General features: G+C 44.0%; 13 protein-coding genes, 7 tRNA genes, 1 rRNA gene and 1 pseudogene. 20 read left to right on the top strand and 2 right to left on the bottom strand.

All coding sequences use genetic code 11. From position 1 onward, the window contains the following. The 6 genes from rrf to C8J48_RS13275 form a co-directional block, all read left to right on the top strand. Positions 1-95 (top strand): 5S ribosomal RNA (gene rrf, locus C8J48_RS13300); the annotation flags it as partial. Between the two features lie 89 nt (positions 96-184). Further along, positions 185-523, top strand: coding sequence for a DUF4190 domain-containing protein (locus tag C8J48_RS18955; RefSeq protein ID WP_211316628.1), 339 nt, complete (start codon positions 185-187; stop codon positions 521-523). A 19-nt stretch (positions 524-542) separates the two neighbouring features. Further along, a tRNA-Ser gene (locus C8J48_RS13290) sits at positions 543-636 on the top strand. 52 nt (positions 637-688) lie between these two features. Continuing rightward, positions 689-764 (top strand) — tRNA-Phe (locus C8J48_RS13285). A gap of 5 nt (positions 765-769) precedes the next feature. Beyond that, positions 770-845, top strand: a tRNA-Thr gene (locus C8J48_RS13280). 9 nt (positions 846-854) lie between these two features. Continuing rightward, positions 855-928: transfer RNA gene (locus tag C8J48_RS13275), tRNA-Trp, on the top strand. Here the strand turns inward: C8J48_RS13275 and C8J48_RS13270 are convergent. Beyond that, positions 895-1,434, bottom strand: a complete 540-nt coding sequence (locus C8J48_RS13270; protein ID WP_107727506.1) for a YugN family protein — start codon at positions 1,432-1,434, stop codon at positions 895-897. The genes C8J48_RS13275 and C8J48_RS13270 overlap by 34 nt on opposite strands. Between C8J48_RS13270 and C8J48_RS13265 the strand changes: the two genes are divergently transcribed. The 3 genes from C8J48_RS13265 (at position 1,399) to C8J48_RS13255 (ending at position 1,856) form a co-directional block, all read left to right on the top strand. Then, positions 1,399-1,472: transfer RNA gene (locus tag C8J48_RS13265), tRNA-Cys, on the top strand. The genes C8J48_RS13270 and C8J48_RS13265 overlap by 36 nt on opposite strands. A 213-nt stretch (positions 1,473-1,685) precedes the next feature. Next, positions 1,686-1,773, top strand: a tRNA-Leu gene (locus C8J48_RS13260). A 6-nt stretch (positions 1,774-1,779) separates the two neighbouring features. Then, positions 1,780-1,856: transfer RNA gene (locus C8J48_RS13255), tRNA-Arg, on the top strand. Between the two features lie 96 nt (positions 1,857-1,952). On the opposite strand, the pseudogene C8J48_RS19230 reads toward C8J48_RS13255, so the two are convergent. Then, positions 1,953-2,159: pseudogene (locus tag C8J48_RS19230) on the bottom strand (hypothetical protein); the annotation flags it as partial. Positions 2,160-2,806: 647 nt separating this feature from the next. Between C8J48_RS19230 and C8J48_RS13245 the strand changes: the two are divergent. From C8J48_RS13245 to C8J48_RS13195, 11 genes are all read left to right on the top strand, one after another. Next, positions 2,807-3,430: a glycoside hydrolase family 11 protein gene (locus tag C8J48_RS13245; RefSeq protein WP_107727504.1), complete on the top strand. Its 624-nt coding sequence runs from the start codon at positions 2,807-2,809 to the stop codon at positions 3,428-3,430. A 220-nt stretch (positions 3,431-3,650) separates the two neighbouring features. Continuing rightward, entirely contained in the window at positions 3,651-4,493 is an 843-nt protein-coding gene (locus C8J48_RS13240) for a formylglycine-generating enzyme family protein (RefSeq protein ID WP_107727503.1), read from the top strand. Between the two features lie 448 nt (positions 4,494-4,941). Beyond that, positions 4,942-6,213 (top strand): ABC transporter substrate-binding protein, encoded by a 1,272-nt coding sequence (locus C8J48_RS13235; protein WP_245891154.1) that lies wholly within the window; start codon positions 4,942-4,944, stop codon positions 6,211-6,213. Between the two features lie 41 nt (positions 6,214-6,254). Then, positions 6,255-7,154, top strand: a complete 900-nt coding sequence (locus C8J48_RS13230) for a carbohydrate ABC transporter permease (RefSeq protein ID WP_107727502.1) — start codon at positions 6,255-6,257, stop codon at positions 7,152-7,154. A 13-nt stretch (positions 7,155-7,167) separates the two neighbouring features. Continuing rightward, entirely contained in the window at positions 7,168-8,037 is an 870-nt protein-coding gene (locus C8J48_RS13225) for a carbohydrate ABC transporter permease (RefSeq protein WP_211316627.1), read from the top strand. Between the two features lie 27 nt (positions 8,038-8,064). Further along, positions 8,065-8,730 (top strand): ThuA domain-containing protein, encoded by a 666-nt coding sequence (locus tag C8J48_RS13220; RefSeq protein ID WP_107727501.1) that lies wholly within the window; start codon positions 8,065-8,067, stop codon positions 8,728-8,730. Further along, the gene (locus tag C8J48_RS13215) at positions 8,727-9,827 is read left to right on the top strand and encodes a Gfo/Idh/MocA family protein (protein WP_211316626.1); all 1,101 of its coding nucleotides are present in this window, start codon (positions 8,727-8,729) and stop codon (positions 9,825-9,827) included. The genes C8J48_RS13220 and C8J48_RS13215 overlap by 4 nt, the downstream gene beginning before the upstream one ends. Then, positions 9,799-10,077, top strand: coding sequence for a TIM barrel protein (locus tag C8J48_RS13210; RefSeq protein ID WP_107727499.1), 279 nt, complete (start codon positions 9,799-9,801; stop codon positions 10,075-10,077). The genes C8J48_RS13215 and C8J48_RS13210 overlap by 29 nt, the downstream gene beginning before the upstream one ends. Next, a complete protein-coding gene (locus C8J48_RS13205; RefSeq protein WP_170105485.1) occupies positions 10,068-10,619 on the top strand; it encodes an RNA-guided endonuclease TnpB family protein in 552 nt (183 codons plus the stop codon). Before C8J48_RS13210 ends, C8J48_RS13205 begins: the two co-directional genes overlap by 10 nt. A gap of 257 nt (positions 10,620-10,876) precedes the next feature. After that, positions 10,877-12,052: a Gfo/Idh/MocA family protein gene (locus C8J48_RS13200; protein ID WP_425430463.1), complete on the top strand. Its 1,176-nt coding sequence runs from the start codon at positions 10,877-10,879 to the stop codon at positions 12,050-12,052. A gap of 479 nt (positions 12,053-12,531) precedes the next feature. Then, positions 12,532-14,682, top strand: coding sequence for a S8 family serine peptidase (locus tag C8J48_RS13195; protein WP_107727496.1), 2,151 nt, complete (start codon positions 12,532-12,534; stop codon positions 14,680-14,682). Positions 14,683-14,707: the final 25 nt, after the last annotated feature.

Below are 14,707 nucleotides of genomic sequence, written 5' to 3'. Positions count from 1 at the left end.
ATCCACCCGTTCCCATCCCGAACACGGCAGTTAAGCCCTCCAGCGCCGATGGTACTTGGGGCGCAGGCCCCTGGGAGAGTAGGACGTTGCCAGGCGTTTTTCCTTTTTAGGATAAAATTAGTGGGTACCTATAGCCTCATGAATTGTATCCATTTATGCTTTAGCTTTAAAATAGGCGATCAAAATGGAACCAGCAAAACAAATGGCAAAATCTGTTCGGGGAAATCCTGCTTTAAACGGACAGGCACTAATAGCGATGATTACCGGAATTACGAGCTTAGTGTTTACTTTTATCTCACCGTTGTTTGCACTTATTTTCGGCATCTTTTCCCCTTTATTTTGTTTAGTTGTTGGTGCGGTTGCTTTGATCCTAGGGTTCGTAGCACGTTCAGCGGAGTCGAGCGGGCAGGCTAAAGCGGGTATTATCATGGGTGCCATCAGTGTTGTTTTATCCATTGGATTTTCATTGCTTTTGCTTTTAGGCACAATTGGGTTCTTGATGTTACCGTATATAATGAGTTAAGCCTTATATATTCATTTATGGAGAGGTGTCCGAGCTGGCCGAAGGAGCACGATTGGAAATCGTGTAGGCGGGCTAAACCCGTCTCGAGGGTTCGAATCCCTCCCTCTCCGCCATAACCTTGTCTTGACTAAGTGGAAAGCGCATGATATAATCTTGAATACCTGCGGTTCGGTAGCTCAGTCGGTAGAGCAGAGGACTGAAAATCCTCGTGTCGGCGGTTCGATTCCGTCCCGAACCACCATTTTCGCCGGTGTAGCTCAACTGGTAGAGCAACTGACTTGTAATCAGTAGGTTGGGGGTTCAAGTCCTCTCGCCGGCACCACTGCGTTGTAGGGGCGTAGTTCAATGGTAGAACAGAGGTCTCCAAAACCTCAAATGCGGGTTCGATTCCTGCCGCCCCTGCCATTTTGAAAATGGTTTTCCAATTGCTTCAGCTCCGATTGAGCACGTTGGACCCATTTTTGTTCCACATCAGCATCTTTGTCCGCGGGTTCTGCAAATTGGTTGAAGGAACCTGATAGCAGTCCGATACTAACATGATCGTCTAATCCTTTTTGATATTCATGTTTGAGGACAAAAGGCTTTCCGATTTGTAAAGTTGCCTTGCGCGTGCCGATACTGCCTTCGATGGCGGTAACCGGGATGCGGAGATAAGCTTGATGTGCGTTGTCGTTTTCCCAATCGAGGGCTTTATCATAATATCCGTGATCATATTCATATCCACCACCAAGAACAAATCCTTCATCATTGAAGAAGCGGTCTATGGTCATAAAGTCATCAGTGATGCCTTCCAATGGGGAAGTTAATGGAATCAAATGTATCACCTCCGTTGTTCTTGAGTTATTGTGTGCGTCTGATTTCTTTTCATTCTTCATGGCGGCATAGCCAAGTGGTAAGGCAGAGGACTGCAAATCCTTTACCCCCGGTTCGAATCCGGGTGCCGCCTCCAAAATGTAAAAGCCACAAAAAAAGATATTGACTTTTACTCGGTGATGTAATACAATAAATAATGTCGCTGCTGAAAGTCATCACTTCACGGCGAGGCGCACCTTTCTCCAAACTAGCGCATAGCCAACTGCAAGCCTTTCGATAAGCCAAGCGGAATCTAATGCGGAGTATCGAAAAAGATGCGTAGGTAAAACGCTGGAAACAGCGTCATTATGCGGACGTGGCGGAATTGGCAGACGCGCTAGACTCAGGATCTAGTGGTCATTGCGACCGTGGAGGTTCAAGTCCTCTCGTCCGCACCATCATATGTGCCCTTAGCTCAGCTGGACAGAGCGTCTGACTACGGATCAGAAGGTCGGGGGTTCGAATCCTCCAGGGCACGCCATCAGGAAAGCCGCTATTGAAGCGGCTTTTTTGCGTTTGGGGGGTAAATTGGGGGTACTCCGCTACTGCCGATTTGCAAACGTATTGCAAACCTTTATCAGTGAAAGCGATCGTTTACTCTGATTAGGCGGCATCGAATCGAACATCTTGGCTGCATCTTTTTGCATCTTGGAATAACGTGGGAGTGCGTATCTAACGTTAGACTAATACTGGTGTGCCCTAAGCGTTCTGATACTATTTCGGGGTGAACCCCTTGTTTTAACATCAGTGTAGCATGGATATGACATAAGTCGTGGAACCAAAAGGGTGTCACTTCTGCTTGCTCAATTGACGGATCGGCGACTGTTGGAGGACTTGGGTTGAGCTTTTACAACGAATCCTTTACTGTTTCTTTGTACTCCGCTGGATGTGGATATTACTGTTTCCATCTGACCATTTCAAACCTAAGAGTTTCCCTTGACGTATACCAGTACTGCATGCCAGATAAGATAAGGTGTATAAGCGTTCTACATTGCAACCAAATATTTATCCATCTCTTCAACAGACCAGATCTTCATTTCACTGGGCTTTTTTTTCGTGGGGGAGTTATCTTCGCAATGTTTTTGTTAACCAATTGCACTTGTTTCGCCTATTCGAGCAAAGTTTTCGCAATAATATTAGTTTGGCCAATAGACAAACTTTATTCCAGGTGATATACTTTTGATAAAGAAAGTGAGATTCATTGGTGCCATTTCAAATGTAAGCAAATATTATGTATCCGCTTACATAATCCACCTAGGGAGGAGATGACAGTCCGAGAGTCACGGTATTATGTAGGTAAGTTTGACATCCTTCACCCAGCTTCGCTCTACTTTGGCACACCTACCCTCTAGTGGTCCCGGTGGCGTCTGCCTGAGTAAGCGTAGCTACAGACTGCCACTGGGACCCCTAGAATCGTTTAGGAGGTAAATCATGTATAAGAAAATCTTGATGGTATCTGTTGCAGCTTTAATGAGTTTTGGCTTGTTTGCAGAACCCGCAAGTGCGAATACCTATTGGCAATATTGGACCGATGGTGGTGGGACAGTAAATGCTACCAATGGATCGGGTGGCAATTACAGTGTTAACTGGACAAATACCGGCAATTTTGTTGTCGGTAAAGGCTGGGATACCGGATCACCATCTCGGACAATCAACTACAATGCCGGCGTCTGGTCGCCGCAAGGAAATGCGTATTTGACTCTCTATGGGTGGACAAGATCCCCGCTCATCGAATATTACGTCGTGGATAGCTGGGGTACGTACAGACCTACTGGAGAGTATAAAGGCACCGTGACCAGTGATGGGGGCACATATGACATCTATACGACTATGCGATACAACGCGCCTTCCATTGATGGCACACAAACTTTCCCACAATACTGGAGTGTGCGACAGTCAAAGAGGCCAACCGGCAACAACGCCTCGATCACTTTCAGCAACCACGTTAACGCATGGCGAAATGCCGGCATGAATCTGGGAAGCAGTTGGGCATACCAGGTATTAGCGACAGAGGGATATCAAAGTAGCGGCAGTTCTGATGTAACGGTGTGGTAATAGATCAACGGCAAGCAGAGCAACTGACGGGCGCCAGACCATTGAGAAAGTCTTTTCATCATTAATATTGCCAGGGCTCGCCGGTCTAACATCCGGCGGCCTTATATATTTCAACAAAAGATACCTTACCACGCAAGACGAACGGCATTCGACGTTGCCAAAGGCGGGTTGCAGATCGTTACGACCTATCGCTTACCCTGTTAGTCCAAAGGAGATATCAATGAGAAAGCCAATTGTGACTTACCTCTTAATGGCAATGATAGTTGTGGTCAGCGCTTGTTCCCAACAAAATCCTCAAGAGGATGATAACTTTGTATTCGTCAAAGGTGGGACTTTTACGAACACACAATCCAACTACTATGGAAAAAGTGTAACAATATCGGACTTTTATATCGGAAAATATGAGGTAACTCAGAAAGAGTGGATTGAAGTAATGGAAAGCAATCCGTCAGCATTCAAAGGAGACCGTTTGCCGGTACAAATGGTGAGTTGGTATGACGCGATTGAGTACTGTAATAAAAGGAGTATAAAAGAGGGCTTGGAACCGTATTACAATATAGACAAGAATAAAAAAGACCCCAATAACAAGAGTGAGCACGATCAGATAAAATGGACAGTAACGGTCAATGAGGGAGCCAATGGTTACCGATTGCCGATTGAAGCGGAGTGGGAATATGCTTCAAGTGGAGGTCAGTTGAGCCAGGGTTACACATACAGCGGAAGCAATCATGCAGATGAAGTAGCATGGTATTGGAGAAACGCTGGAGATCAATACTTAACAGGAGATTGGAACTGGTCTAGCATAGAAAACAACAATAATCAAACAAAATCGATCGGTGTCAAGAAACCCAACGAGTTAGGACTTTACGATATGTCAGGTAATGTAAGAGAATGGTGCTGGAACTGGTACGGAGACTTGGATAGTGATAGCGGTTCTTTCCGGGTTGTGAAGGGCGGCGGTTGGATCGGCGATGTCAGCAACAACGAGATATCTTTTCGGGGCAAGTTTGAGGCGAGTGGTATTGGCCCCGATCAAGGTTTTCGTGTGGTTCGCGGCGAGTAAACGGGAACAAGACATACCAAGCATCGGGGATTGAAGTCCATGAGGAGGACTACTGTGGGATTCTGGGCCTGATGGTTGGGGACAGCGAATCCGAAGCCAGTTCATCCATTAACCAGAATACAGCTGCAAAACCAGCTCTAAAAAAGGCAAATGGAACTTTTTCAATATGTTCATTTCCTAAAAAATAGCAGGATCTAGAGCTGAATCATATCCCATTGCTGATTCGTTAAATCAATCCTTGACAAGGTTTATGAAGTAGTATAACCTCCGAAGTAAGTTTATTGAATGAACAAAGTAAGTACACATATGATGAATAATGAATCGGATTGCCAAAGGAAATGGATGTTATGTAAGTTTTTAAAAAGTTATTTGAAAGCGTTTACATCAATCTAATGAGTATGGAGTAAAGTAAGGTTTTTCGTATAAAAATGAAAAAGGTGGAGTGAAAATGGCAAAAAAATATTTAATATTTAGTTTCCTAGCGATGATAACTTTACTAGTTGTACTTGCCGGTTGTTCATCTTCATCAGCTCAGAAGAAGAAAGAACTTAGAATTTGGACATTCACTGATGAAGCTAAATATGCTGTGGAAAAGTTTCAAGAGAAACACCCCGATATTGATGTAGACCTCCTTTTTATTACCAATGATAACTATGTACAAAAACTAATTTCCGTTTTACAAGTAGAAAAAAACGTCCCCGATGTGTTTTTTGTAGAAAAGAGTTATTGGCCTCAGATTAGACAAATCCCAAGGTTAGAAAATTTATCGCAAGAACCTTATAACGCAGAAGAAATACTAGACCAGCAATATCAATATATCCAAGATAATGAAAGAGATGAGGAAGGCATAGTAAGAGGATTAGGATATCAAGGTACTCCAGGCGGCTTTTTCTATCGACGTGATCTAACGCAAAAATACCTGGGGACAGACGATCCGGAAGAAGTAAGTAAATTGATCTCTAGCTGGGATAAAATCATGGATATCGGAGAGAGAGTAGTTGAGGAAAGTAATGGAAAAGTCCATGCATTGCCCAGCTGGGAAGATATTGGTTCTGTAGAAAGTTCGAATATAAAGGAGCCTTGGATTGTCGATGATAAGTTAGTGATTGACTCAGTCAGGCTGAATCAATTGGATCTGGTGAAAGAAGCTAGAGAGAGGAAGGTGGTTGCGAATTATGAAGCTTGGGGCCCTGCCTGGACTGTTTCTATGCAGCAGGGAACGGTTATGTTCTATGCCCAGCCAACATGGGGACTTCCTCATATTTTTGAAAGGAATGCCCCTGAAACATCGGGTAAATGGGGATTAGCTCATGGACCAAAGGCTTTTAGCGGCGGCGGTACTTTCTTAGCCATGTATAACCAAAGCGAGAATAAAGACTTAGCTTGGGAGTTTATGAAATTTTATACCACGGATCGAGACTTTCTAAAAGAATTGGCAGAGAGCGAGCAGTACTTTTTAAGTAACCAAGAGATCAATACCGAATTAGCTCCAGAATTAACCTCAGACTTTTTAGGGGGTCAGAAATACTTTGAATTCTTTGATGAGGCAGGTGAAGAAGTGCCTTCTGCTCCCCAAACACCCTATGACAATGATATTAATGCTTTGTGGAGTGAAAAGGTAAATGATTATTTAAACGGCAGATTAAAGACGAAAGAAGATATGATTCAAACATTTAAGACAGAAGTCGGTCGCCATTTTCCGGAAATTCAAGTGGATTAGGGGAATTTCGACTTATCCCATCCTACTGAGGGGGAAAAATAATGTTTTCAAAGACATTGCGAAAAGATAATTATGGTTATCTTTTTATAGCGCCGTTTTTTATAACATTTCTCGTGTTTGGATTGTATCCAATTTTGTATTCCCTTTATTTAAGTTTTACGGATTGGGATGGTTTTGGTAATCCGACCATAATCGGATTTGAAAATTATCAGAGATTAGTTGGCGATTTTTTCTTCTATAAGTCCTTGTTCAATACATTAGCGATCTGGATTGTTTCGGTTATTCCACAGCTGACCGTCAGTTTAGTATTAGCTGTCATCCTGCATGAGAAATTTGTGAAAGGTAAAAGTTTTTTTCGAGCCGTATTTTTCTTTCCGAACATTGTTACAGCAGCCTCATTAGGTTTGTTAGTGGCCTTAATATTTAGCTGGCAAACAGGAAGTTTCAATCAGTTTTTAATGGGTTTAGGCATAATTGATGATCCCATTCATTGGACAGATAAACCAAATTTCATGAGGGGGTTGGTATCCTCCATTCTTTTTTGGCAGTATTTTGGGTATTCGATGATTATTTATATCGCAGGTCTCCAAGGCATTTCAAGGGATTTGTTAGAAGCTGCCGAAATGGATGGTGCTTCCAAAGTGAGGGTATTTTTCAGTATTACCTTACCGTTATTAAAACCGATCATTCTTTTTCAAGTGATCACCTCGATTATCGGAGGAATGCAGATCTTTGATCAGCCATACACCTTGACGAACGGATCGGGACAACCCGATAATGCAACACTAACTAGTGTGATGTATTTGTATGATACAGCATTTACCCGCTATCAATACGGTTATGGTTCGGCAATTGCATTTGGACTGTTTCTTGTCATCGTCGTCTTCTCGATACTATCTTTTAAAATGATGAACATCAGAACAAAGAATGAACCAAATTAAGGGGGGGTGTACGATGTCACAGACAAAAATGGCAACCATCAGTCACAAGGTTGCTAAATCGAGAAAAGTAAAACCTAGTCACATGATCGTTCATGTTTTTCTTATTTTGCTGGCAGTTGTTTGTATGGTTCCGTTTTATATGATGATTGTTTACGGTACACATACCAATGCAGATATTGCTTCCAAATTTATTTTTCTTCCAGGTGAAGCGCTCATCGATAATTATCAGTATATGACAGAAAATATCAACATTTGGCGGGGTTTCTTCAATAGTTTAATCATAGCAGGCTGTTCAACAGCGTTAACTCTCTATTTTGGTGCACTAACTGCATATGGTTTTGCAAAATATAAATTTAGGGGCAATAAGGTATTGTTTTGGTTTGTATTGGCAACGATGATGGTTCCTCAGCAGCTAGGTCTGGTTGGGACATTTCGGATTATGTATCTATTGAACTTGTTGGATACCCATGCAGCATTGATTTTACCAGCTGCTGCAAATGCCTTTGCCGTATTTTTTATCAAACAATTTATTGATGGAACGATACCAGATGAGGTGATTGAGTCAGCAAGAGTGGATGGGGCAAGTGAATTCAAAACGTTTCACCGGATCATCCTTCCCATGTTGGCACCAGCCTTAGCCGCACTCGGTATATTCGCATTTATCGGTTCTTGGAACAATTTCATCGGCCCGTTGGTGTTATTATTTTCTAATGAGAAATATCCATTGCCGCTCCTTGTTCAATTGCTTCAAGGATATTATGGCACAAATTATGGTGTGCAGTATTTAGGTGTTGCCTTATCCGTCCTGCCGATACTTATTGTTTTTGCGATTTTCTCCAAGCGGATTATAGGCAGTGTAGCGATCGGTGCGGTGAAAGGTTAGAAAATAACAAAAAGAAGGGTGAGAATATTGAAAAAGGCATTAATATTCCAAGGGGGATGGGATGGCCACGAGCCGGAAGAAGTAGCAAATATCTTATCAGAAGTATTGAAGGAAATTGATTTTGATGTAAAAATCACAGATTCACTGGAACCCTTACGTCAAGACGATCTGACCCAATATGATTTAATCGTACCGAACTGGACACAAGGAACGATTGAGAGAGAACAATTACAGCCATTGCTGGAGGCTGTCGCAGCTGGCACAGGACTTGCCGGTTTGCATGGCGGCATGGGAGATTCTTTTCGAATGGAAGTCGATTATCAATTTATGGTAGGAGGACAATGGGTAGCGCACCCCGGAAATGATGGGGTGGAATACCAAGTCCATATCTTAGATCCCAATCATCCATTAACAGAAGGTATGGCAGACTTTACTGTTGTTTCCGAACAATATTATATGCACGTCGATCCAGCGGTTCACGTCCATGCCACCACTCGTTTTCCCAATGCAGAGGGTCCCTATCAAACAAATGGAGAAGTGGATATGCCGGTCGTCTGGACAAAGAAGTGGGGCAAAGGCAACGTATATTACTGTTCATTAGGGCATGTTGCCGCGATCGTAAGAATGCCAGAGGTGCTTCAATTGATGCAAAAAGGGATGTTATGGGCAAGCAGAGGAGGGGTTGAATCATGAAGCAGCTAAAAGTTGGTATTGTAGGTTGTGGCAATATTAGCGGAATTTACTTAGAGAATGAAAAGCGCTTTCCTAACTATAAAGTGGTAGCAATTGCAGATCTTTTAATCGAGAGGGCACAGGAACGGGCAGAGGAGTTCGATATTCCCAAGGCATATACAACTGATGAATTGTTACAAGATCCGGAGATCGATTTAGTGATCAACTTAACAATACCTGCCGCTCATGCAGAAATTGCCATGAAGGCGTTGGAAAACGGTAAGCATGTTTATGGAGAAAAACCGCTGGCTGTCGAAAGGGAAGATGGTAAGAGAATATTAGACTTTGCTAAACAGAAAGGTCTCTATGTGGGCAATGCCCCTGATACCTTTTTAGGGGCGGGTATTCAGACATGTAAGAAGCTGATCGAAGATGGCTGGATTGGCCAACCTGTTTCCGCAACTGCCTTTATGATGATTCCCGGCCATGAGAGATGGCACCCAGACCCTGCCTTCTATTATAAAAAGGGCGGCGGTCCCATGTTCGATATGGGTCCCTACTATTTAACTGCATTAATTGCATTAATGGGTCCGATTAGACGGGTAACAGGTTCTACACAGACAACATATCCAGAGAGAACGATCACAAGCGAACCAAAATACGGTGAAAAAATTGTGGTGGAAACACCTACACAAATTAATGGAGTATTAGATTTTGAGTCAGGTGCTGTTTGTTCGATCATTACTAGTTTTGATACGTGGTATCACCGTCTGCCGAATATCGAAATATACGGAACAGAAGGCAGTTTAGCAGTGCCAGATCCTAATACATTTGGTGGGCCTGTCTATGTACGAAGAAAAGACGGGGAGGGATGGAGTGAGATTCCATTATTAAATGGCTTGGACAACAACAGTCGAGGTTTGGGTGTCGCGGAAATGGCCGATGCCATCTTAACGAATCGAAAATCAAGAATCGATGGCGAACTTGCTTACCATGTGTTAGACGTTATGCATGGTATCCATGAATCCTCGCAAGAAGGAAGGCACTATGAGACAGTGAGCAGTTGTATGAGGCCTGAATCTTTACCGATTGGCTTTGAAGAAACTAGAGGCATTTAAACAAGCCATTGATTCGCGCAATTTGACCATTAGTGCGCTAAGTTGTCACGGAAACCCGCTTCATCCTAATCGAGAAATCTCTAAAAAACATCATCAATTCGAACAAACCGTATTGTTGGCGGAGAAACTAGGAGTGGATACAGTCGTTACCTTTTCGGGCTGTCCTGGGGAATCAGAACACTCCAAATATCCGGTTTGGGTAACCGCAGCTTGGCCAGAAGACCACCCAGAAGTATTAGAGTGGCAATAGAAAGAACGGGTATTGCCATATTGGAAAGAGCTCAGTCCAAGTGTAAAAAGGGTTCACGTCAGTGGAAAAAGTACCAGAAAGCCAAACGATATGTGCTCTCGATGTCAGAAAAACAACTGCAAGATGCTCTCCATAAAACGACCAGACAATTTGTCGATTGGTGTGTCAAACGGTCCGTATCCGATGTACAGATGGGAAATCCTGAAGGAGTGCAGAGAAAGACGCGGAAGAAAAAGAAAGCAAATCGGAAACAAGGGCAACGTTTATCGAACTGGTCATTTGGAAAAGCGAAAAAATATTTGAAATATAAGTTAGCGATACAAGGAATAAAACTTCGTAAAGTGGATGAATCGTATACCAGTCAGACATGCCCTGTCTGCAAGAAGAGGAAGAAAATCTCTTCTAGAAAATACCGTTGTCTATGCGGATACCAAGAACATCGAGACACCCAAGGAGCGAGAAATATTTTGGCGAAATCCCTCTATGGAGATATTCGGCATTTCGATGTTTCGACGAAGCAAACGTATCTACGGATCGCTTGAGCGAGAAGTAGTAGATGGTCTGTTCCGACCCTGGTACGCTCTGTACCTGTTGCTTACTTAGGAATCAAGAAGGTTTCCGATCACTTTGATCGAGTATAGAGGGAAAACCCTTCGATACGTGAGAGCTTCTTGATTCTGATGGTAAGAAACTCCCACCTCTTCAGGTGGGAGAGGTTCATTGTCTGTAGAAGAGGGCTTTCAAAAGGCAGTTGATTTATTGCGGGAACCCTAATTAAGGAAAAAGTAGGTGATGTATGGTGGGCGTAGAGCAAAAGACGATACGAATTGGTATGATCGGTTATCAGTTTATGGGGAAGGCACACAGCCATGCTTACCGCGATCTGCCTTTTTACTTTGATACGCCATTGAAGCCTGAGTTGAAAGTAATTGTAGGCAGAAATGAAGCGACCGTAAAAGAGGCACAAAAGAAATTTGGCTTTGAAGCGTATGAAACCGATTGGCGTAAAGTAGTGGAACGAGACGATATTGATGTGATTGATATTGTCACGCCAAATCATACCCATGTGGAGATTGCCCTTGCAGCGATTGAGGCAGGCAAACATGTTATTATTGAAAAGCCCCTTGCCTTAACGGTTGAGGAGGCTAAACGTATGTATAAAGCGGCGAAAGAGAGCGGTGTCAAGCATATGATTTGTCATAATTACCGCTTTGCCCCCGCCATCCAATTTGCCAAACAATTGATTGACCAAGGAAAGATCGGGCGAGTATTTCATTATCGCGCCAACTATTTACAGGATTTTATTATTGATCCGGAATTCCCTTTAGTTTGGCGTTTGCAGAAGGATATCGCCGGTTCTGGGGCGCTTGGCGATATTGGTGCCCATAGTTTAGACTTGGCACGCTTTTTAATTGGCGAGTTTACGGAATTGACTGGCACGATGGAGACATTTATTAAAGAAAGACCCCTTGGTGAGATGTCCGGCGGGTTGAGTGCCAAAGGCAATTCGGATCAAATGGGCGAAGTAACTGTTGACGATGCAGTTGCGATTATTGCTCGGTTTGAAAATGGTGCACTGGGTACATTTGAGGCCACACGTTTTGCCAATGGTAATCGAAATAAAAATAAGTTCGAGATCAATGGTGAAAAAGGCTCAATCCGCTGGGATATGGAGAATATGAATAACTTGGAAGTCTATTTGAGTGATGATGAAGCAGGAGAACAAGGTTTTCGTTTAATTAACTGTACTGAAGAAGTGCATCCTTATGCAGGTGCTTATTGGCCAGCGGGACATATCATTGGTTATGAGCATACCTTTATCAACTTGTTCGATGAATTTTTCCGCGGGATTGCAGAGGATTATCAACCAAAACCCAATTTTGAAGATGGCGTAAGGAATCAAATTTTGCTGGAAGCGATTGAAAAATCGGCAGAGGAGAGGTCATGGGTGAAAATTGGACAAGAAATCGAGTAGATGAATGAAAGGCAGACGCTAACATTTAGCGAACTGCCTTCTTTTTTCAGACAAGCATAAAAGTAGCTGTCTAGCGAGCGCCCAGCGACTAGCATACTCCCCTCACCTCTGTACGATAAGTCAACATCGATTCGGCCAAAACTCATCGTCCGTTTATACGGCTGAACTGGCGCTTTGCGCTTTTTTTTTTCATTATTACACCGGTGACGGTTTGAACCGGGGACGGTCGCTATCTAAAAGGTAATCAGCGAATTGGGTACCGGATTATTCAAAGTTCCCTTAGTTCTGGATGATAAATGGCTTGTTTTTGTTAGAAAACCAGGAGTGGTTAGGTGGTATGTTCTATCGATAGATAAGCTTATAGGATAAAAGTTGTAAAAATTCGACATTCAAAATTTATTTATTTAAATTTGCAGGAAATAGCCGAAGTTGTCGCGTATTATTTATCCGTTCGACATTCTGATTCAAGGGGGAATACGATGGGCAGCAAGAAGTGGCGTGGATTATTGCTTACGTTATCGTTGGTAATTGTCCTGGCTGGGATAGCCAGTCCGGTACAGGCATCCTATGTCGATGATGGTGTGAATCAAAATACCCCTTCATCTGACGGAGAGTATTACTTCGTTCAATTGAATGATGACCCGGTTTCGACCTATGAAGGGGATGTATCCGGCTTTGCTGCAACGAAAGTGGATGAAGATGAACAGCTGGATGTAGAAGCGACTGAAGTGAAAAAATACCAGAAATATTTGAAAGAGAAACGCTCTGACTACAAATCTTGGTTACAGAAAAAAAGCGCCAAAGCCAAGGTTGTAGAGGAGTTTGATCTCACCTTTAATGGAGTGGCTGTTAAAGCCGATGGAATTGATCCCAAAGCGTTGGAAGAGGGTCCGGGTGTAGAGAACGTCGTGAAATCAGTTCAGTACTTCCCGGCGATGAATACCAGCCATGACATCATACAAAATCAACCCCTTTGGAATTCCGGTTTTAAAGGGGAAGATGTAAAAGTGGGTGTGATCGACAGTGGGATCGATCAAGATCATCCCTTCTTCCAAGATCCTTCTCTGCCGATGCCGGAAGGGTTCCCCAAGGAGCAAGAAGGGTTTGAAGGCCAATTTACCACCAACAAAGTGATTGCCGCTAAAGTGTATTGGCCTGATCCAAAAGCGACTCCAGAAGCGATTGGCGATCATGGGACACATGTAGCGGGCACCATCGCCGGTATTCAAGATTATAAAGATCCTTCCGGCGTGGCCAAAACGCCCCTTTCCGGTGTAGCCCCACGAGCGTATCTCGGCAATTACAATGTGTTTCCATGTGAAAGCTGCAGTGCCGAAAGCATCTATATCGCAGCAGCGGTGGAAGATGCAGTTCGCGATGGGATGGATGTAATCAATATGAGCCTTGGCGGTACTGCTGAACCCGGTTTTGACTTGTTGGATACGGTGGTTAACGGTGCGACCGAAGCTGGAGTTACAGTAGTAATCTCCGCCGGCAACAGTGGTCCAGGCCCGATGACGATCGGCTCGCCAGGGACGGCTGACAAGGTGATCACGGTGGCGGCTGTGGCCAACAGCCACTTTATCGGGCAAGTGATCGATGTAACGGTGGACGGTGAAACCAAAACCTTACCAGTAGCGACTGCAGATCCCGGTGGTATCGTGACGGAAAAAGTGGAAGCACCGCTTCATGTGGTAACCGATGGAGACGGCAAGGCATGCCAAGGAATCACAGAAGATCTCACCGGTAAAATTGCCGTTATCAAACGAGGCGATTGCACCTTTACAGAAAAGGGAGAAGCGGCCCAGAAAGCCAATGCTGTCGGAGTGATCCTGGTGAATAACGCTCCAGGAGATCCTTCTGGGATGTCGGTTGAGGCAAAAGTGACGATTCCGGTTGTAATGGTTTCCCTTGACGATGGTGAGTGGTTGTCGAGTGGTGCAGAGGCGAGCGCTGTCTTTGATCCAGGAGCATTAGAAGAGTTTAACACGGAAAATGGCGAAACCGTTGCGCTTTTCTCCTCCCGTGGCCCGACAGTTAACTATACGTTGAAGCCGGATGTGGCTGCAGTAGGAGCCAATGTTTACTCTGCAACCATCGGCGGCGGACTCAATTCGAAAAACGGAACCTCCATGTCGGCTCCCCATGTGGCCGGTGCGGCGGCTCTTTTGACCCAGGCCCGTCCGGATTGGACTCCACAGGATATTAAAGCGGCTTTGATCGGAACCGGGGTTGATTCAAAGGATAACGCTGTCCCCTTGGCAGTTGGTGGTGGGATTATTCAGGTGAATGAGGCCTTGAATACGCCGGCTTTGGCCAGCCCGGCCAGCCTCAGCTTCGGCCAAGTGCCGAATAAAGGCAAAGAAAGCGCTAAATCCTTCACTGTTACCCTGACCAACACCACCAACAAAAACCAAGATTATACGATAAGTGTGGATGATGGGAAACAGGTAAAGGTGGACAAATCCACGGTAAAAGTAAACAAAGGAAAGAGCGTCACGTTTAAGGTTACCGTGGATGCTGCCGGCAAGACAGTCTGGAACGATTACCAAGGATACATTACCGTCACTGCGGATAAAGGAAAAGGGAAGAAGATCCGTATCCCTTATCATTATCATGTGACGAATTAAATGATGGTAAAAGCCAACGTTCATT

Origin of the sequence: Desmospora activa DSM 45169 (assembly GCF_003046315.1) — a bacterium.
In the GTDB taxonomy this organism is placed as follows: domain Bacteria; phylum Bacillota; class Bacilli; order Thermoactinomycetales; family DSM-45169; genus Desmospora; species Desmospora activa.
Note: the sequence above shows the minus strand (reverse complement) of the source record. Positions and strands in the feature narration are given on the sequence as shown.

Bases quoted from the DNA above. Each gene is read 5' to 3' on its own strand.
- C8J48_RS18955 (WP_211316628.1), top strand. From the start codon at position 185: ATGGAACCAGCAAAACAAATGGCAAAATCTGTTCGGGGAAATCCTGCT.
- C8J48_RS13245 (WP_107727504.1), top strand. From the start codon at position 2,807: ATGTATAAGAAAATCTTGATGGTATCTGTTGCAGCTTTAATGAGTTTT.
- C8J48_RS13240 (WP_107727503.1), top strand. From the start codon at position 3,651: ATGAGAAAGCCAATTGTGACTTACCTCTTAATGGCAATGATAGTTGTG.
- C8J48_RS13235 (WP_245891154.1), top strand. From the start codon at position 4,942: ATGGCAAAAAAATATTTAATATTTAGTTTCCTAGCGATGATAACTTTA.
- C8J48_RS13230 (WP_107727502.1), top strand. From the start codon at position 6,255: ATGTTTTCAAAGACATTGCGAAAAGATAATTATGGTTATCTTTTTATA.
- C8J48_RS13225 (WP_211316627.1), top strand. From the start codon at position 7,168: ATGTCACAGACAAAAATGGCAACCATCAGTCACAAGGTTGCTAAATCG.
- C8J48_RS13215 (WP_211316626.1), top strand. From the start codon at position 8,727: ATGAAGCAGCTAAAAGTTGGTATTGTAGGTTGTGGCAATATTAGCGGA.
- C8J48_RS13195 (WP_107727496.1), top strand. From the start codon at position 12,532: ATGGGCAGCAAGAAGTGGCGTGGATTATTGCTTACGTTATCGTTGGTA.